This window comes from Flavobacterium cyclinae, from assembly GCF_021172145.1.
GTDB lineage: Bacteria > Bacteroidota > Bacteroidia > Flavobacteriales > Flavobacteriaceae > Flavobacterium > Flavobacterium cyclinae.
The window spans coordinates 1,675,849-1,694,004 of the sequence record NZ_CP089095.1 but is presented as its reverse complement, the minus strand read 5'-3'; the positions used below and the strand labels follow the sequence as shown (position 1 = coordinate 1,694,004).

The following is an 18,156-nucleotide window of genomic DNA, read 5'->3' as shown; positions in this document are numbered from 1 at the left end:
TACAAATTAAATAAAAAACTATACTTAATCGCAATAAAAATGTAATTTTTTTTATTTTTCTAAAATTAAAAATAGAACGAAATTTACTTAAAATTATACTATTCATAATTTTAAACCATAAAAATTGGTATTAATAAAAAAATAAATTGAATTTTTTATCATATTAATTTTTGTATATTTTGCAAAATTAGTATATTTATGCAAAAATTATATATATGGAGATTTTATCATGTCCAAAATGCCAAAGTGACAATATTGTAAAAAGTGGTATTATTAAAGACAGACAGCGCTATTTATGCAAATCTTGCAATTACTACTTCACCGTCAATAAATTAGGTAAAAAGATAGATGATTATTATGTTACCAAAGCGTTACAATTGTATTTAGAAGGCTTAAGCTTTAGAGAAATTGAGCGTATTATTGGGGTTTCGCACGTTTCTATAAGCAATTGGGTAAAAGAGTTTAAAATTAAGAAACCACCACATCCTAATTACCATCCTACTTATAAGATATTTAAGCATCAAGAATTAGTAGAATTCCTTCAAAACAAGGATCAATTATCTGGTGCAGGAATGATTATTACAGAGCTAGGGGATAAATTTATGCTTATAAAATGGGAGCGTTTTAAAGATTAGCTATACTTATTAACATATATATATATCATAATTTTTTTCATTAACATAATTTTAGAATTTGGTCTTGTCAAAATTTTAGTTAACCAAATTTTAAATTATGAAAAAATTATTTGCAACAGCTGCATTACTACTTTCGGCTTTTTCATTTAGTCAAGGTTCACCAGATTATGGTGGAGGATTAAAAGTGAATATTAATGAAGATGGTTCTAAATACTTTAGAATTATATCATGGGCGCAATTTTGGGCTCAAAACAATTCAGATCGCCCATTAGATGCTAATGGTAATGAGCAATCCGATACCAATTTTAGTTTACGAAGAGCACGTATTCTTATGTATTCTCAAATTACTAAAGACTTTATGATATTGACTCATTTTGGACTTAATAGTTTAAATGGTGATAACATGAGTCCAGTAGGAACTAAAGATGCTTCACAATTATTTTTCCATGATGTTTGGGCGCAATATAGTTTAAACAAAAACCATGCAATTGGGGGTGGGTTACATTATTGGAATGGTATTTCTCGTTTAAACAATCAAAGTACTTTAAATATTATGACTTTAGATAACCAACGTCAGGCATGGGCTACGTTAGGATTATCTGATCAGTTTGCACGTCATATGGGAGTTTATTTAAAAGGTGCTATGGGTAAATTCCAATATAGAGTTTCTATCAACGATGCGATAACAAACAATTTACAAGCTACTACAACGCCAGTTAATGGAGGTGCTGCAACTTATACAGGTAGAAGACTTTTAGGTTCTAAAGATGCTGGTAAAACCTATGCAGGATATTTTGAGTATGCTATTTTTGATAGCGAAAGCAATTTCTTACCATACAAAGTAGGTTCTTATATTGGAACTAAAAAAGTGTTTAACATTGGTGCTGGATTTTTCGCACATCCAAATGGATCTGTAGTTGCTGATAATTCTGGTAATTTAAGTGGTGAAGATGTTAAAATATTTGCTTTAGATGCCTTTTATGATGCTCCAGTAGGAAGCAACGGTGGTGCTATTACTGCTTATGCGTTGTATCAAAATAACGATTACGGTAAAAACTTTACTTTAGGTACTACATATGAAACAGGTACTTTATTCCATGGGCATTTAGGATATGTATTACCTGTAAAAACAAAAGCTAAAATTCAACCTTATTTATCGTATGATAGCAGAAAAATTGATGCTATTAAAGATAATGCAACACAGTTTGGTATTGGAACTAATATGTACTTAAGTGGTCACAATGCTAAATTAACATTAGAATACCAATCATTAAAATATGCTACAAGTGATGCTGTGAATACATTAACACTTCAAGCTATGATTTATCTATAATAACTATAAAACTATAAAATTATGAGTGATCAAAAACACGCTTCGGCTTATTGGAAGGAAAATTTAAAATACCTTCTAATTTTATTAAGTATTTGGTTTGCTGTTTCTTATGGCGCTGGAATCCTTTTTAAAGATGCATTAAATGGAATTAAAATCGGTGGTTTCCCACTAGGATTTTGGTTTGCCCAACAAGGTTCAATCTATGTCTTTGTTATTTTAATTTTTGTCTACGTTCGATTGATGAACAAATTGGATAAAAAATACGGATTTGACGAATAAATTATTAACTAAATAAAAAAATTATCATGGATGTATTGACTTGGACCTACATCATTGTTGGGTTAACATTTGCTTTATATATTGGAATTGCAATTTGGAGTAGAGCGGGTTCTACTAAAGAATTTTATGTTGCTGGTGGAGGCGTTTCTCCTTTAGCAAATGGTATGGCAACTGCTGCCGATTGGATGTCTGCTGCTTCTTTTATTTCTATGGCAGGTATTATTTCATTTGCTGGTTATGATGGAGCTGTTTACTTAATGGGATGGACTGGTGGTTATGTGCTTTTAGCATTATTATTAGCACCTTATTTAAGAAAATTTGGAAAATTTACGGTGCCAGATTTCATTGGAGAACGTTACTATTCAAATACTGCTAGAACTGTTGCTGTAATTTGTGCTTTAATTGTATCATTTACTTATGTAGCAGGACAAATGAGAGGAGTAGGAGTGGTTTTCTCAAGATTCTTAGAAGTTGAAATTGAAACTGGAGTTGTTATTGGTATGGTGATTGTATTATTTTATGCTGTACTAGGAGGAATGAAAGGAATTACATATACCCAGGTGGCACAATATTGTGTATTAATCTTTGCTTTTATGGTTCCTGCAATTTTCATTTCGATTCAAATGACAGGAAATCCTATTCCACAATTAGGAATGGGTGCTTCGGTAGCTGGAAGTGAAACTTATCTTTTAGATAAATTAAACGGATTATCTACTGAATTAGGATTTGCAGAATATACCAATGGATCAAAATCAATGATTGATGTATTTGCTATTACATTAGCATTAATGGTGGGTACTGCTGGTTTACCACACGTAATTGTTCGTTTCTTTACAGTTAAAAAAGTTAAAGATGCTAGAAAATCTGCAGGATGGGCTTTATTATTAATCGCTGTATTATATACAACTGCACCTGCTGTTTCTGTATTTGCTAAAACTAATTTAATTGAAACTGTTAGTGGAAAAGAATATGCTTCAATGCCAAAATGGTTTACTAATTGGGAAAAAACAGGTTTATTAAAATTTGAAGATAAAAACGGTGACGGAAAAATTCAATATTATAATGATAAATCTAAAAATGAAGAATTTTTAGCGGCTCAAGAAGCAAAAGGTTACAAAGGAAGTGAGTTAACAATTGATAATGATATTATGGTATTAGCTAATCCAGAAATTGCACAATTACCTAACTGGGTTATTGCTTTAGTGGCTGCTGGAGCTTTAGCTGCTGCTTTATCAACTGCTGCTGGATTATTATTAGTAATCTCTTCTTCTGTTTCTCATGACTTAATCAAAAAAATGATCAATCCTAATATTTCTGAAAAAGGAGAATTATGGTCGGCTCGTGGTGCTGCTGCTGTAGCGGTAGTAATCGCAGGTTATTTCGGAATTAATCCTCCAGGTTTTGTGGCTGCAGTAGTTGCATTAGCATTCGGATTAGCCGCTGCTTCATTCTTCCCAGCTATTATCTTAGGTATTTTCCATAAGAAAATGAACAAAGAAGGAGCTATTTCAGGAATGGTTGTTGGTCTTTTATTAATGCTTTTCTACATGTTGAAATTCAAATTTGGATTATTTGATGGTGGAAAAGAAGCGGTTGATGGCTTAAAAGCTGACTGGTGGTTTGGAATTTCTCCAGAAGGATTTGGTACTATTGCAATGATTGTTAACTTTATAGTGGCAATAGTTGTAAATAAATTTACACCAGCTCCACCACAAGAAGTTCAAGATATTGTAGAACACATCAGAATTCCATCTGGTGCGGGTGAAGCTGTAGCTCACTAATCAAAAAAATATGATATTTTTACACTCTGCTCTTGGTTTTCGAGAGCAGAGTTTGTATTTTTAGACATCTTATATTATCTAGAAAATGAAAAAAAGGCATCAACAAAAATTAGTAGTTATTTCCATGTTACTATTATTAGTACTTAATTTACCTATTTTACTGCTGTTTGATAGTGCTGACGCATTTTTTGGTTTGCCCATAATTTATATTTACATCTTTTCTATTTGGATTTTTTCAGTATTAATGTCTTGGATTGTAGTACAACGTTATTATGAATAGTGCACTATTATTACTCATCTTATTAGGATACTTGGCTTTCCTTTTTTTTATTGCTCACTGGGCTGAAAAAAAAGAAAATATCAAGTGGACGAATAACTCGTATATATATTCACTCTCATTAGCGGTTTATTGTACGGCATGGACCTATTATGGAAGTATTGGAGTTGCGGCTAATTCAGGTTTAAACTATCTTCCTATATACATTGGGCCTATCATAATTATTCCTGCTTGGATCATAGTTTTAAAGAAAATTATTCGAATTTCAAGAGTAAATAAAATATCCAGTATTGCCGATTTTATTTCACTTCGTTATGGAAATAGTCGATTTTTAGGGGCTATTGTAACTGTAGTATGCATGGCTGGAATTTTACCCTATATTGCCTTACAATTGAAAGCCATTTCTGAAACGTTTCATATTGTTACAAAAACAAGTTCAAGCTCTAATATTTTAGATGATACAACAACTTATGTATCTATAGCTTTAGCCTTATTTGCTTCTTATTATGGTACACGATATGTGGATGCTTCTGAAAAAAGAAAAGGAATTGTTACTGCTGTTGCACTTGAAAGTGTATTAAAATTAGTCTTCTTTTTAATAGTTGGAATTTATGTAACGTTCTTTGTATTTGATGGTTATGACGATATTTACAGTAAAGCTTCTCTATTGCCAAATTTCAAAGAGAAAAATACAATAGGTGGATTAGAGCAAGGATTAAACTGGTTCTTTTTAAGTATGGTTTCGCTTTTTGCTATATTTCTTTTGCCAAGACAATTTCAAATGTCGGTTGTAGAAAATAATAGAGAGCGTCATATTAAAACGGCAATTTGGCTATTTCCACTTTATTTGTTGTTATTCAACTTATTTGTTTATCCTATTGCATGGGGAGGGAATGTTTTGTTTGAAGGTCAAAACAGTAATGCAGATACCTATTCGCTTTTAATTCCACAGTTTTTTGACAATAAAATCTTAACGGTTTTGGTTTTTTTAGGCGGATTTTCTGCTGCAATTTCCATGATAGTTGTTTCCAGTATTAGTTTATCTACTATGTTGAGTAACAACTTATTAATTCCTTATACCTTTTTAGGAAAATTAAAAAATGAAGAACAAATCATCAACAACAAGAAAATTGTAAACATTCGTAAAATCGGTATATTTTCTTTAATTATTGCAGCTTATTTTATTTACCGATTTTTCGCTTTGGATTACAGTTTGGTTTCTATTGGACTGATTTCGTTTGTTATTATTGCCCAATTAGCGCCAGCTTTCTTTGGTGCTATTTTATGGAGAAGAGGTTCTCGATTAGGTGCTATTTACGGAATTATCATTGGTTTTTTAATCTGCATATATACTTTATTGTTACCGTATGCTATTGGATTAACCAATGAGGAAAGTTCCTTTATTTCAGAAGGATTTATGAAAATCAAACTGTTAAAACCATTTCAACTTTTTGGATTGGATTATTTACAACCTGTTCCTCATGCTTTATTTTGGAGTATGTTATTTAATACACTGACTTATTTTGCTGTTTCTGTGAGTTTTAAAGGGAATTATCGCGAACGCAATTATGCCGAAATGTACGTTGATATCGATAAATACAGCACCAATCATGAAAATGCCTTCGTTTGGAAAGGAACCGCTTATACGCGTGATATTGAAAAGGTTTTGATTCGATTTTTAGGGGAAGAACGAACCAAAAGAGCAATGAATATTTTCAATTTAAAATATAAAGTGGACAAAGATCAAGAGTTGGCCGATGCGCGATTAGTGAAATTTGCTGAAAACCTTCTAACGGGACATATTGGAACAGCTTCTGCTCGAATTCTGATTTCAAGTGTCGTAAAAGAAGAAAAAATTACCTTGCCCGAAGTATTAAAAATTCTAGAAGAATCTAAAGAGAACATTACCATCAATAAAAAATTGACAGAAACCTCAAACGAACTTCAAAAAATCACATCCGAATTACAAAAGGCAAATGAAACATTGGTTCGAAAAGACATTCAAAAAGATGAGTTTTTAGATACGGTAACACATGAACTTCGAACCCCAATTACCGCTATTCGAGCAGCAAGTGAAATTTTACATGACGATGACGAAATTCCCGAAGAACTTCGAAAACAATTCTTACAGAATATTATATCGGAATCGGATCGTTTAAATCGATTGATTGATAAAATATTGGATTTAGAAAAATTTGAAACCGGAAAACAAACAATTCATCCTAGTCAAAATAACTTAATAGCCACAATTGAACATTCGATTGAGCCTTTACAACAGTTGATAAAAAATAGAAATATCAGCGTGTATATTGAAAGTAAAGATACTATTTCAGCGTATTATGATGAAGATAGAATCATTCAAGTAATTACCAATTTACTTTCAAATGCCATAAAGTTTTGTCCTGAAACAGAGGGATTAATTACTATTCAAGTCAAACAAAACGATAATTTTGTTGTAACATCGGTTCAAGATAATGGAAAAGGTATTAATCCTAACGAATTTGACGTTATATTTGACAAATTTTATCAAGCATCCAATCAGAATTTTAAAAAACCTGTGGGTAGCGGCTTAGGATTAGCTATTTGCAAACAAATTATAGAACATCACAAAGGAAAGATTTGGGTTGAACCAAGTGTAAAAGGTGCTTGTTTTGTATTCACTTTGCCAGTTAAAAATATTGAAAATTAAAAAAGACCATGAAATCGCTAACAATAAAAAGTTTGTTGAAAACATACACCTTTAAAAATAAAGCGATTACATAAGACCTTTAAAAAACAATAAGAAAAACTTATGAAAAAGATTTTAATTGTAGACGACGAACCTAACATCGTAATGACACTAGAATATACGTTCAAGAAAAGTAATTATGAAGTATTCATAGCACGTGACGGACAAGAAGCTTTAGATATTGTAACAACCAATTTCCCAGATGTCATTATATTAGATATTATGATGCCTATGGTGGATGGTTTTGCTACATTAGAGCAAATCAGAAAAGACGCTAATTTACAACACACTAAAGTGATGTTTTTATCTGCAAAAAACAAAGAAAGTGACATTGAAAAAGGGTTGGCATTAGGTGCCGATGCTTACATGACGAAGCCCTTTTCGATTAAAAAAGTAGTGGAGAAAGTGGAGGAGTTGTTATCATAAATTTAAAAATTCAAGCTTTCTTTTATAAACATTATTACAGAATATAATTTATTTACCTTTTTTCCAACCACCCAGTTTGTTAAACCATAAAGCATCTATTGGATAAGTGTGAATTATTAAAACACATAGACACATTAGCTTTACTTTGTGTTGATTTTAATCCGAAATATCGATCGAAGCTTCGGACGTTTCACTTTTCATAGTTCACATAAGACCAACCACCCAGTTTGTCATGCTGTTAAGCATCTCATGGATAAGAGATTGATAATGAGTGATGGGTGATGGGTTGGCTTTTGCTTCGTAAAGCATTGTGTTCTTTGTGCTTTCTTAGTGCGCCTTGTGGTTAAGATTTTACACCGAGCTACACGGAGTTTCTTTTATTTGTATTGCGTTGAGAGAGCTACACAGAGCGTTTCACTTATTTATGTTTTCTAACCACCCAGTTTGTCATACTGTTAAGCATCTCTTGGATAAGTGATTGATAATGGGTGATGAGTGATGGGTGATGGGTTGGCTTTTGCTTCGTAAAGCTTTGTGTTCTTTGTGCTTTCTTAGTGCGCCTTGTGGTTAAGATTTTACACCGAGCTACACGGAGTTTCTTTTACTTGTATTACGTTGATAGAGAGACACAGAGCGTTTCACTTATTTGGGTTTTCTAACCGTCCAGTTTGTAATGCTGTTAAGCATCTAATTTGATTTTTGCTCTTGCACTTGAACTTTCTCTTGATATTTTTTTGGAACACAGATTGAAGAAAATTAAATCATCTTTAAAATTTAAATTTATAGAAATCTATAGAATTTTATTGTCTCATTTGACATCCTGAGTTTGTCGAAGGCTTATGAAAATGTTTAAACTGCACTTCTAAATTCTATATTCTAACATCTAATCTCTTAAACCTATACCTATTTAGCAAGATTAATTCATTTAGCATGATTTTATTTTCTACATTTACTAAAGAAAATAAATCACATAAATTGAATAATACAAATGAATTATTGCGATATTTATAAAAAAAGTATAACTTCTTCTGAAGAATTCTGGTCAACTCAAGCCAATCAATTAGAATGGTACAATTTGCCTTCCAACATTTTATCAACCGATAATAACGGTTACCCATTATGGTTTGCCGATGGAAATTTAAATGCTTGTTATTTAGCCGTAGATAAACATATTCAAGATGGCTTTGGCGAACAAATAGCCATCATATATGATTCTCCTGTAACGCAAACTGTTAAGAAGTATACATTTAACGAAGTTAAAACAGAAGTAGCTAAACTAGCTGGCGGGTTACTTTCATTAGGATTAGAAAAAGGAGATACCGCAGTAATTTACATGCCTATGATTCCACAAGCAGCATTTGCTATGTTGGCTTGCGCTCGAATAGGAGTAACACACTCAGTGGTTTTTGGAGGTTTTGCACCACATGAATTAGCCATTCGTATTGATGATTGCGAACCAAAAGCTATCATCACTGCTTCATCAGGAATTGAAATCGATAGATTAATAGCTTACAAGCCTTTGGTAGACGAGGCTATTGAATTAGCCAATCACAAGCCTGAAAAAGTACTGGTTTTCAATAGAAAATTAGGTGCAAGAGTTCCATTTAAAAAATATGATGTCGATTATGATGCATTGGTTTATGGTTCAGAAGAGACACCTTGCGTTCCTGTAAATGCTACCCATCCTTTGTATATTTTATATACTTCTGGAACTACTGGAAAACCAAAAGGAATTGTAAGAGATACAGGGGGTTACGCTACCGCACTTAAATTTTCAATGCAACATATTTATGATGCTAAAGAAGGTGATGTATTTTGGGCAGCATCTGATGTGGGTTGGGTGGTAGGACATAGTTACATCGTTTACGGACCTTTAATCAATAGAAATACAACCATTATTTTTGAAGGAAAACCTATCCGAACTCCTGATGCTAGTACATTTTGGCGTGTTATTGCGGAACACAAAGTAAATATTATGTTCACTGCACCAACAGCCATTCGCGCCATCAAAAAAGAGGATCCAAATGGAGAATTTATCAAACAATATGATTTAAGTAGTTTACGAATTCAATTCTTAGCTGGAGAACGTTGTGATGTTGCCACTTTAGAATGGTATCGCGAACATATTCCTATTCCAGCTATTGACCATTGGTGGCAAACAGAATCGGGTTGGCCAATGATTGCCAATATGATGGGAGTAGAATACTTACCTATAAAACCTGGGTCTGCAGGAAAAGCTGTTACAGGTTACGATATCCGAATTTTTGGAGAAAACGGACAAGAATTAGGACCTAATGAAGAAGGTTATGTTGTAATCAAATTGCCTTTACCGCCTGGAACCTTATTGGATTTATGGAAAGACAACGAACGTTTTAAAGCGGGATATTTGAATAAATTTCCAGGATACTACTTCTCAGGAGATGGTGGTTTTAAAGATGATGAAGATTACATTTACATTACAGGTAGGGTAGATGATGTTATAAACGTAGCAGGTCACCGACTATCCACTGCCGAAATGGAAGAAATTGTAGCATCACATCATTCAGTGGCAGAATGTGCTGTAATTGGAATTAATGACGAATTAAAAGGACAAATTCCTTTAGCGCTAGTAGTTGCTAAATCAGGTGAAGAAATCGAACATTTTCAATTACAACATGAAGTAGTGCATTTAGTTCGTGAGCAAATTGGTGCTGTTGCTTCATTACGAGATGTAGTAGTTGTTCAACGTTTACCTAAAACACGTTCTGGAAAAATTCTTCGTAAAATGATGCGAAGCATTGCTGATGGAGAACAATTCCAAGTTCCTTCCACAATTGATGATGAAGCAATTATCGATGAAATTAGAGAAGTTTTAGAACATGCAAAGATTGGAAGTTTTAAATAATATAGTCAAACTAACTATTAGCTACTAATTACTAATTACTAAACTATACCTATTTAGCAAGAAATTATAAAATTCTTAAAACATATTAGTTATATTTACATTATCAATATAAAAAAAACTAAAAAATGAGTTATTACAAAATACACGATTTAGAAAACTACTTTAAGATGTATAAAAAATCGGTACGTGAACCTAGAAAATTTTGGGATCGTATTGCCGATGAAAATTTTACATGGTATCAAAAATGGGATAAGGTTTTTGAATTTGATATGCAAGAAGCCGAATTTAAATGGTTTTTAAATGCAAAAGTAAACATAACAAAAAACTGTATCGACAGACATTTAGCAAAACGTGGCGATAAAACCGCTATTATTTTTGAACCTAATGACCCTAGCGAAGCAGCACAACATATTACCTATAATGAACTTTATGCTAGAGTTTCTAAATTAGCCAATGTTTTACGTGACCAAGGAATCAAAAAAGGAGATCGAGTTTGTATTTACTTACCGATGATTCCAGAACTAGCGGTTTCGGTTTTAGCTTGTGCAAGAATTGGAGCTATCCATTCTGTTGTTTTTGCTGGTTTTTCTGCTTCAGCAGTTGCGGCTCGTATTAATGATAGCGAATGTAAAATGGTTATTACTTCTGACGGAAGTTACCGTGGTAATAAATCTATCGATTTAAAAGGAATTGTTGACGAGGCTTTAGATAAATGTCCATCTGTTGAAACGGTTTTGGTCGTAAAAAGAACCAATACTGAAGTAAACATGAAAGATGGCAGAGATTTATGGTTACAACCTCTTTTAGATGCTGCTGTAGGAAACAATGTGGCTGAAATTATGGATGCTGAAGATCCTTTGTTTATACTCTATACTTCGGGTTCAACAGGAAAACCTAAGGGTATGGTACACTCAACAGCAGGTTATATGGTGTACACCGCCTATACTTTTAAAAATGTATTCAATTACGAAGAAAATGATATTTACTGGTGTACAGCTGATATTGGTTGGATTACCGGACACTCTTATATTTTATACGGACCACTTTTAAATGGTGCTACAACAGTTATTTTTGAAGGTGTTCCATCTTATCCAGATTTTAGCCGATTCTGGGAAGTTATTGAAAAACATAAAATTACTCAATTCTATACGGCTCCTACAGCAATTCGTGCCTTGGCAAAAGAAAGCTTAGATTATGTACAAAGATTCCCATTAAGTTCGTTAAAAGTTATTGGTTCAGTAGGGGAGCCAATTAACGAAGAAGCTTGGCATTGGTATAACGACCACGTAGGAGGAAAGCGTTGTCCATTAGTAGATACTTGGTGGCAAACAGAAACGGGTGGAATTATGATTTCTCCTATTCCTTTTGTAACTCCAACAAAACCAACGTATGCTTCTTTACCGTTACCGGGAATTCAACCTGTTTTAATGGATGAATTACGTAATGAAATCGAAGGAAATCAAGTAACCGGTGCTTTATGTGTTAAATTCCCTTGGCCATCTATGGCTAGAACAATTTGGGGTGACCACCAACGCTATAAAGAAACGTATTTTACCGCGTTCCCAGGTAAATATTTTACAGGAGATGGTGCTTTACGTGATGAAGTAGGATATTACAGAATTACAGGTAGAGTAGATGATGTAATCATTGTTTCGGGTCATAACTTAGGAACTGCTCCTATAGAAGATGCTATTAACGAACACCCAGCAGTAGCAGAAAGTGCAATTGTAGGTTTCCCTCACGATATCAAAGGAAATGCACTTTATGGATTTATTATTTTAAAAGAATCGGGTGAAGGTCGTGATAGAGCGAATTTAGCTAAAGAGATTAATCAATTAATTTCTGACCAAATTGGTCCGATTGCAAAAATAGACAAAATACAATTTGTAAGTGGTTTACCAAAAACCCGTTCAGGAAAAATTATGCGTAGAATATTAAGAAAGATTGCCGAAGGAGACTTTTCAAATTTTGGAGACATCTCAACTTTATTAAATCCAGAAATCGTGGATGAAATCAAAGACGGTAAACTCTAGTTTTTAGTTTTATTGGTTAAGAAACTGCTTCAGAAATGAGGCAGTTTTTTTATGCAAATGATTTTTTATTTTTAAAAAACAAAAAGCAAAACAGCAAAAACGGAAGAGTTGAAAGTATTATTTTAAAATTCAAACTCAATAAGCCTACGAATAAAAAAAGGAGTACAATGGGAGTTAATGCGTAAACACCTACCAAATTCCATTTTAAACTAAATTTTTTGAAAATCACTGCCATTACAAGCAATAATTGAGATAGTAAACCTAATAAAATAATAGGATGGGTAAGGTTTTGAAGCAATTGATTCGTGTTGGAAAAAACTTTATAGGTAGCTTCAAATACAAATGATGAATTATTAGGCCATTCCAAATAACAAAATTGGAAAGTTAAAAGTAAGCCTATATTAATCAAACGCTTCATAGGATAATTATATTTCTAATTTCTTTTTTAATTTCAAAAAAAGCAAGGCAGTAATAAAGGCATCACCACTTGCAGTGTGTCGGTCTGATTTTTTGATTTTATAGATATCACATAACTCATCTAATGAACTGTGTTGTTCAGAAGGTAAGTACTTTAATTTCTGATACATAACATCAGTATCCATCGCTTGATTTTTAAGACTTCCTACGTCTAATCGATTAAGCGCTTGATTGATCATTTCTATATCAAAATTAACATGATGCCCCACTAGAGTAGCATCTTTAATAAAATCTAGAAAGCGAATTACAGCTTCTGCCTCCACAATTTTTTCCTCTTTACCTTCTTTTAAAATCCCATGAATAGGAACAGATTCAGGCTTGAATATGTCTTGTTGTAGAAACACTTCCAAATAATCTCCTACAATAATTGCATTGTTTTGTATGGCAACAGCTCCAATTGATAAAATTCGATCTGATTTATAATCCAAACCCGTAGTTTCGCAATCAAAAACCACGAATCGCTTGTTTTTACTCTGATTTTCATCAAAATAAGACAAATAGGTTTCCCAAAATTTAGGGTAATCTTTTACTATTTTTTTAAACCAATTGAACTTCATATTACGTAAAATAAGTTAATTGGAAACGGTTTTTAATTACCTCTTGAATATCGTTAATAGGCTGGAAATCGTTTTTAAGTTTTACTTTATCTAATTTTGATAACTCACTTAAATTCAAATACCTACCATCGCTTTCACTTTTCAATCCTTCTTCAGTTCTAAACTTCAATAATTCGGCAAATGCTTCGGCACAAGCTTCATAAATAGCCGCATTTTGTGGTTCTAATTCTGCCAATTTAGAATACCTAGAAATTGTATTGGAAACATTCAAGATCCCTTTGCTCAACGATAATATACGAGCAGCGTCAACTAGCGGCATTAATGCTCTTCCTTTCAAATCAAAAGTATCTTTATGTTCGCCATCGCTTTCCACTAAAAACTGACGGAAAAAACCTAATGGTGGCGGATTTTTCAAGGCATCTGCACCTAAATAAGCAAAAAACAACTGATTATCATGGGTTTCTTCACTAACAGTAGTACTAATGGCGTCAACTAAGGATTCATTTCCATAAACAAAATCATAATCAAAGAAAATGGTACACATTAAAATTCCCTTTTCACCAGGGGCAGTTATCCACCCCTTGAATTGCTGCTGCCAATCGGTTACCGATTTACACCATAGGGGATTGCTTGCCATCATTTCGGCCGGGCAATATTCGTACCCCACTTTATTCAAAGTTTTGTTTACTTTTTCGGCTAAATCAAGGAAATAAGACTTTACAGCATCGTATTTTGCTTCAGGAACATCCTCGAAAACAATAGCATTATCCTGATCGGTAAGCAAAAGCTGTTCTTTTCTACCTTGGCTTCCCATGTTCATCCACGCAAATTGGGCTGGAGGAGGAGTACCTATTTTTTCAATAGCTAATTCAATAGCCCGTTTGGTAATAGCTAAATTGATTTCCCCAACAATAGAAGTAATATGATTAATAGGGACATTTTTATCTAACGAATGCTGAATTAAATCGGATAATTTTTCTCTAACATCTTTTAAATCAGCAGATTTTTGTGCTCTTTTGGATTGTTTTAACAACACGCCTGGGTTATTGGCTTGGGCAACCACAATATCATGTTCGGTAATTATACCCGTAATTTCTGAGTTATTTGTTCCATCTTTTGTTACACACAAATGCGAAACATTGTACTTCAGCATCATAATTTGGGCTTCCGCAATAGAAAGATTATCCGAAACGGTAATTACTGGAGAAGACATAATTTTATCAATAGTAACATCAATAGAGAATAAGCCCGTTGCAATTTTAGAACGTAAATCTTTATCGGTAACAATTCCAATAGGTTTGCGATTATCGTGAATTATCATACTACCAATTTTACTACTAGCCATGGTTTGAGCTACAAATTTTACGATATCTGTTGGAGAAGCCGTTATTGGATTAGCAGTGTATTTAATGGGTTGATAATACTGAATTTCAGCATTTTGATCGTTGTAAATTACATTTTCAGAAACTAATTTTCCTTTGTGATTTTTATCGTACGGATTTCGAGTATTAGAAGCAAAACTTTCCAAGAGAAAATTCAATACTGCCGAATTTCTAATTACATAAGGTTTAAAAGTCTCAATTGGAATAGCGTACACAATAGTTTCTTCACGAGCTTTTGCCGTCATTAAATAATTATTTTTAGCAAAAAACGGACGCAATCCTAAAATATCGCCTTCATCACATTTGTCAATTAATACGTCATCTGTATCTGAAGTAACCGATAAACCAATGGCTCCTGAAGCTACAACATAAAAATAGTCATGCGTAGGATCATTAATTTTAAATAAAGTTTGATTTTTTTCTAAATACAACACCACACAAGTTTTTGCAATATCAACTAATTTAGAATATTCTAAACTTGAAAATGGCGGGTAGTGCTTCAGAAAATCGGTGATGCGTTCGGCTATAGAGTTCTTCATAAGTATGCAAACATTATATAACGAAGATACGAAGATTATATAGCTTAATAAAACCAATTTCAATAATTTTTTATTTTACATAATGTATATTATAATTCATTAATTAGTGTTGTAAAAATGAAAAAAAAGCAACTAAAACGTTTGTATAGAAGCTACAGAAAGTTTAAGTTTGCAATCCCTTTTATAAGATGATATATGGAAAACAAACAAGCCCTTAAATTGATCGAAAAGATTCAGAAAGAATTATTTAAAGATAATTTTGAAGTTTCTGAAATTGTGAGTGATTTAAAAAAACTTAGAGAAATTACTTTAGAATTAAATAATCCTGTTGTAACAAAAGCGTTACGCTTAGCTTACGAACATATTGAAAATAACAATGGTTTTTTCATTGGTATTCCAGATGACGAACCTGTAGATAGCAAAGACGAAAATGTAGAAGCTTCTATTTCTGAAGAAAACAATGTTGAAAGTTTTAATTATTTCCTTTCGCTTTTAAAAGATTTAGAAAAGAAAAACAACTTCTTAGATTTAAAAGAATACAACAAAGCGTTTTTAGCATTCTAATTTAATTCTATTTTACATAATATTAAATCGGTATTTATTTTACCGATTTTTTTGTTTTTCTTAACGCTTAATAACCGCTAAACTCCTTATTTTTGCTCAAAATTTTACCCCAATGTCTAAAACTAAAAAATCTAAAGTAAAATTATTACACCAATATTATAAATACACCGGCTTTTATTCCTTTATTTGGCAAGGTGTTAAAGGTGCCATTTTACCAACCGCAATTATCGTTGGTATTCTTTTTTATGTGAATTATAAAGTCATCAATTTAAATGAAGCCTTAGTTTACGTTACCCAAAACTTTAGTGATTTCTTTATTTTTAGCTTGTTCTTGGCTTCTGAAAGTATTTTAGGTTTAATTCCACCCGATATTTTTATTGCTTGGACAAAAAATACCGAAAGCCCTCTACTCTACTTGGGTTTATTGGCTTTTTTATCTTATTTAGGAGGGGTTATTGCTTATTTTATGGGAATGGCCATTGCAGCAGTACCTTCGGTTAATCGTTATTTATATGGAAAAATGGCCAAGCATATTATTAATATGCAAAAATGGGGCGGCTTCTTAATCGCTGTTGGAGCTTTACTTCCGCTTCCTTTTGCAATTGCTTGTTTGGCAGCAGGTATGATAAAATTCTCTAGAAAACATTTCTTTCTATTTGCCTTGCTTCGCTTTTTCCGATTTATTATTTACGGATTTGTAATTTACTCAGCTTTATCATGATAAAATCGTTTCGCTCCATTGCACTATTAGAAGGAATTTCCACTCTTGGTTTGTATTTTTTTGCAATGCCAATGAAGTACATGGCTAATGACCCTATTTATGTAAAAAACATTGGAATGGCTCACGGAATCCTTTTTATGTTGTATATTGCTTTTGCATTTTTGGTAAAAAACCAACAAAATTGGGATAGAAAAACTTTCATTATCATCTGTTTGGCTTCTATTTTTCCTTTTGGAACTTTTTATATTGAGAAAAAATACCTTCAAAATACACAATGAAAATTTTTAATTGGGCATACGACATCTTTAAAAACTTAAATTGTAGCGATTCGCTTTCTTCTTATTTGAATCTTGCTATCAATATTATAATTTTAGTTGTTGTAGCTTATTTATTAGATTATCTTTTTAAAAAACTATTCATTATTTTTTTGGCAATAGTAGCGGCTAGAACCAAATCTACTTTTGATGATTTCTTAGTTGCCAATAAAACAGCTAAATATTTAGCACACTTAGTTCCTTTACTTTTCGTTTACAAAACCGTTCCAGTAATTCTTAAAAATTTCACTTACTGGGAATACATTTTCGAAAAAGGAATTAAAATTTATATCATCATCTTATCGCTTTGGATTACGCGAAGTATCTTTAATTCGTTACGCGATTATTTAAAACAAAAACCTCGATTTAGCGATAAACCTATCGACAGTTACATTCAAGTAATCATGTTGTTTTTATGGTTATTCGGAATCATTTCTTTTATATTAATTCTGTTTGATGTTAGTAAAACCGCCTTATTAACCACATTTGGTTCGGTTTCAGCGCTTATCATCTTAATTTTTAGAGATACGATTTTGGGCTTTGTTGCCAGTATTTCGGTTTCGGTAAATGATATGGTTCGCATTGGCGATTGGATTACCATGGAGAAATTTGGTGCCGATGGTGATGTAGTTGAAATTAATTTGGCTACTGTTAAGGTTCGAAATTTTGATAATACAACTACTACCATTCCAACTTATAGTTTAATTTCTGATAGTTTTAAAAACTGGCGCGGTATGTTGGATTCCGATGGGAGAAGAATCAAACGTCATCTTTTAATTAAAGCCAATTCAGTGCGTTTTATTCAACCAGATGAACTTGATAATTTCAAGAAAATTCAGCACTTAACAGCGTATATCGAACACCGTCAAGCCGATATCAATAAATACAATGAAAACAACGGAATTGATAAAAGTGTCATTGTTAATGGTCGCAATCTTACTAATTTAGGTCTGTTTCGTAAATACATTAATCAGTATGTTGAATCGCATCCAGGGATTAATAAAGACATGCTTTTAATGGTGCGTTACTTACAACCAACAGAAAATGGTATTCCATTAGAAATCTATTGTTTTTCAAAAGATAAAACATGGAGCAATTACGAACATATTATGGCGGATATTTTTGACCACGTTATGGCTTCTTTACCTTATTTTGATTTAGAACCTTTCGAAATTGTAAGTACGCCAAGCCAAATATAGTAATTAACATCTAGTTCTTAATAACTT

General features: G+C 32.5%; 16 protein-coding genes. 13 read left to right on the top strand and 3 right to left on the bottom strand.

Translation table 11 applies throughout. The annotated features are described in order from the left end of the window. The first annotated feature begins 215 nt into the window (after positions 1 to 215). The 9 genes from LOS86_RS07865 to acs all read left to right on the top strand — a co-directional run bounded on the left by LOS86_RS07865 (position 216) and on the right by acs (position 12,376). Positions 216 to 635, top strand: coding sequence for an IS1/IS1595 family N-terminal zinc-binding domain-containing protein (locus tag LOS86_RS07865; protein ID WP_231841560.1), 420 nt, complete (start codon positions 216 to 218; stop codon positions 633 to 635). 97 nt (positions 636 to 732) lie between these two features. Next, a complete protein-coding gene (locus tag LOS86_RS07860) occupies positions 733 to 1,968 on the top strand; it encodes a hypothetical protein (protein ID WP_231841559.1) in 1,236 nt (411 codons plus the stop codon). 21 nt (positions 1,969 to 1,989) lie between these two features. Continuing rightward, positions 1,990 to 2,247 carry a DUF4212 domain-containing protein gene (locus LOS86_RS07855; RefSeq protein ID WP_231841558.1) on the top strand — a complete coding sequence of 86 codons (258 nt, stop codon included), beginning with the start codon at positions 1,990 to 1,992 and terminating at the stop codon, positions 2,245 to 2,247. 26 nt (positions 2,248 to 2,273) lie between these two features. Continuing rightward, complete coding sequence (locus LOS86_RS07850; protein WP_231841557.1) at positions 2,274 to 4,028, top strand: sodium:solute symporter family protein; 1,755 nt, start codon at positions 2,274 to 2,276, stop codon at positions 4,026 to 4,028. Positions 4,029 to 4,113: 85 nt separating this feature from the next. Continuing rightward, the gene (locus tag LOS86_RS07845; RefSeq protein WP_231841556.1) at positions 4,114 to 4,308 is read left to right on the top strand and encodes a hypothetical protein; all 195 of its coding nucleotides are present in this window, start codon (positions 4,114 to 4,116) and stop codon (positions 4,306 to 4,308) included. Then, complete coding sequence (locus LOS86_RS07840; protein ID WP_231841555.1) at positions 4,301 to 6,994, top strand: ATP-binding protein; 2,694 nt, start codon at positions 4,301 to 4,303, stop codon at positions 6,992 to 6,994. Before LOS86_RS07845 ends, LOS86_RS07840 begins: the two co-directional genes overlap by 8 nt. A 102-nt stretch (positions 6,995 to 7,096) precedes the next feature. After that, positions 7,097 to 7,459: a response regulator transcription factor gene (locus LOS86_RS07835; RefSeq protein WP_231841554.1), complete on the top strand. Its 363-nt coding sequence runs from the start codon at positions 7,097 to 7,099 to the stop codon at positions 7,457 to 7,459. A 988-nt stretch (positions 7,460 to 8,447) separates the two neighbouring features. Continuing rightward, positions 8,448 to 10,343, top strand: a complete 1,896-nt coding sequence (locus tag LOS86_RS07830) for an acetate--CoA ligase (protein WP_231841553.1) — start codon at positions 8,448 to 8,450, stop codon at positions 10,341 to 10,343. 125 nt (positions 10,344 to 10,468) lie between these two features. Further along, complete coding sequence (gene acs / locus LOS86_RS07825) at positions 10,469 to 12,376, top strand: acetate--CoA ligase (protein WP_231841552.1); 1,908 nt, start codon at positions 10,469 to 10,471, stop codon at positions 12,374 to 12,376. Between the two features lie 49 nt (positions 12,377 to 12,425). Here the strand turns inward: acs and LOS86_RS07820 are convergent, their stop codons facing one another. From LOS86_RS07820 to LOS86_RS07810, 3 genes are read right to left on the bottom strand one after another with little or no spacing between them, the layout of a single operon-like run. Next, positions 12,426 to 12,794 carry a hypothetical protein gene (locus LOS86_RS07820; protein ID WP_231841551.1) on the bottom strand — a complete coding sequence of 123 codons (369 nt, stop codon included), beginning with the start codon at positions 12,792 to 12,794 and terminating at the stop codon, positions 12,426 to 12,428. A 7-nt stretch (positions 12,795 to 12,801) separates the two neighbouring features. Then, positions 12,802 to 13,410, bottom strand: coding sequence for a 3'-5' exonuclease (locus LOS86_RS07815; protein WP_231841550.1), 609 nt, complete (start codon positions 13,408 to 13,410; stop codon positions 12,802 to 12,804). A 1-nt stretch (position 13,411) separates the two neighbouring features. Further along, positions 13,412 to 15,331, bottom strand: coding sequence for a DUF294 nucleotidyltransferase-like domain-containing protein (locus LOS86_RS07810; protein WP_231841549.1), 1,920 nt, complete (start codon positions 15,329 to 15,331; stop codon positions 13,412 to 13,414). A 195-nt stretch (positions 15,332 to 15,526) separates the two neighbouring features. Between LOS86_RS07810 and LOS86_RS07805 the strand changes: the two genes are divergently transcribed. The 4 genes from LOS86_RS07805 (at position 15,527) to LOS86_RS07790 (ending at position 18,129) form a co-directional block, all read left to right on the top strand. Further along, a complete protein-coding gene (locus LOS86_RS07805) occupies positions 15,527 to 15,895 on the top strand; it encodes a hypothetical protein (protein WP_231841548.1) in 369 nt (122 codons plus the stop codon). 112 nt (positions 15,896 to 16,007) lie between these two features. Further along, entirely contained in the window at positions 16,008 to 16,616 is a 609-nt protein-coding gene (locus LOS86_RS07800; RefSeq protein WP_231841547.1) for a short-chain dehydrogenase, read from the top strand. Further along, a complete protein-coding gene (locus LOS86_RS07795; protein WP_231841546.1) occupies positions 16,613 to 16,894 on the top strand; it encodes a DUF3817 domain-containing protein in 282 nt (93 codons plus the stop codon). The genes LOS86_RS07800 and LOS86_RS07795 overlap by 4 nt, the downstream gene beginning before the upstream one ends. After that, positions 16,891 to 18,129: a mechanosensitive ion channel family protein gene (locus tag LOS86_RS07790; RefSeq protein WP_231841545.1), complete on the top strand. Its 1,239-nt coding sequence runs from the start codon at positions 16,891 to 16,893 to the stop codon at positions 18,127 to 18,129. The genes LOS86_RS07795 and LOS86_RS07790 overlap by 4 nt, the downstream gene beginning before the upstream one ends. Positions 18,130 to 18,156 lie beyond the last annotated feature (27 nt).

Bases quoted from the DNA above. Each gene is read 5' to 3' on its own strand.
- LOS86_RS07865 (WP_231841560.1), top strand. From the start codon at position 216: ATGGAGATTTTATCATGTCCAAAATGCCAAAGTGACAATATTGTAAAA.
- LOS86_RS07860 (WP_231841559.1), top strand. From the start codon at position 733: ATGAAAAAATTATTTGCAACAGCTGCATTACTACTTTCGGCTTTTTCA.
- LOS86_RS07855 (WP_231841558.1), top strand. From the start codon at position 1,990: ATGAGTGATCAAAAACACGCTTCGGCTTATTGGAAGGAAAATTTAAAA.
- LOS86_RS07850 (WP_231841557.1), top strand. From the start codon at position 2,274: ATGGATGTATTGACTTGGACCTACATCATTGTTGGGTTAACATTTGCT.
- LOS86_RS07845 (WP_231841556.1), top strand. From the start codon at position 4,114: ATGAAAAAAAGGCATCAACAAAAATTAGTAGTTATTTCCATGTTACTA.
- LOS86_RS07840 (WP_231841555.1), top strand. From the start codon at position 4,301: ATGAATAGTGCACTATTATTACTCATCTTATTAGGATACTTGGCTTTC.
- LOS86_RS07835 (WP_231841554.1), top strand. From the start codon at position 7,097: ATGAAAAAGATTTTAATTGTAGACGACGAACCTAACATCGTAATGACA.
- LOS86_RS07830 (WP_231841553.1), top strand. From the start codon at position 8,448: ATGAATTATTGCGATATTTATAAAAAAAGTATAACTTCTTCTGAAGAA.
- acs (WP_231841552.1), top strand. From the start codon at position 10,469: ATGAGTTATTACAAAATACACGATTTAGAAAACTACTTTAAGATGTAT.
- LOS86_RS07820 (WP_231841551.1), bottom strand. From the start codon at position 12,794: ATGAAGCGTTTGATTAATATAGGCTTACTTTTAACTTTCCAATTTTGT.
- LOS86_RS07815 (WP_231841550.1), bottom strand. From the start codon at position 13,410: ATGAAGTTCAATTGGTTTAAAAAAATAGTAAAAGATTACCCTAAATTT.
- LOS86_RS07810 (WP_231841549.1), bottom strand. From the start codon at position 15,331: ATGAAGAACTCTATAGCCGAACGCATCACCGATTTTCTGAAGCACTAC.
- LOS86_RS07805 (WP_231841548.1), top strand. From the start codon at position 15,527: ATGGAAAACAAACAAGCCCTTAAATTGATCGAAAAGATTCAGAAAGAA.
- LOS86_RS07800 (WP_231841547.1), top strand. From the start codon at position 16,008: ATGTCTAAAACTAAAAAATCTAAAGTAAAATTATTACACCAATATTAT.
- LOS86_RS07795 (WP_231841546.1), top strand. From the start codon at position 16,613: ATGATAAAATCGTTTCGCTCCATTGCACTATTAGAAGGAATTTCCACT.
- LOS86_RS07790 (WP_231841545.1), top strand. From the start codon at position 16,891: ATGAAAATTTTTAATTGGGCATACGACATCTTTAAAAACTTAAATTGT.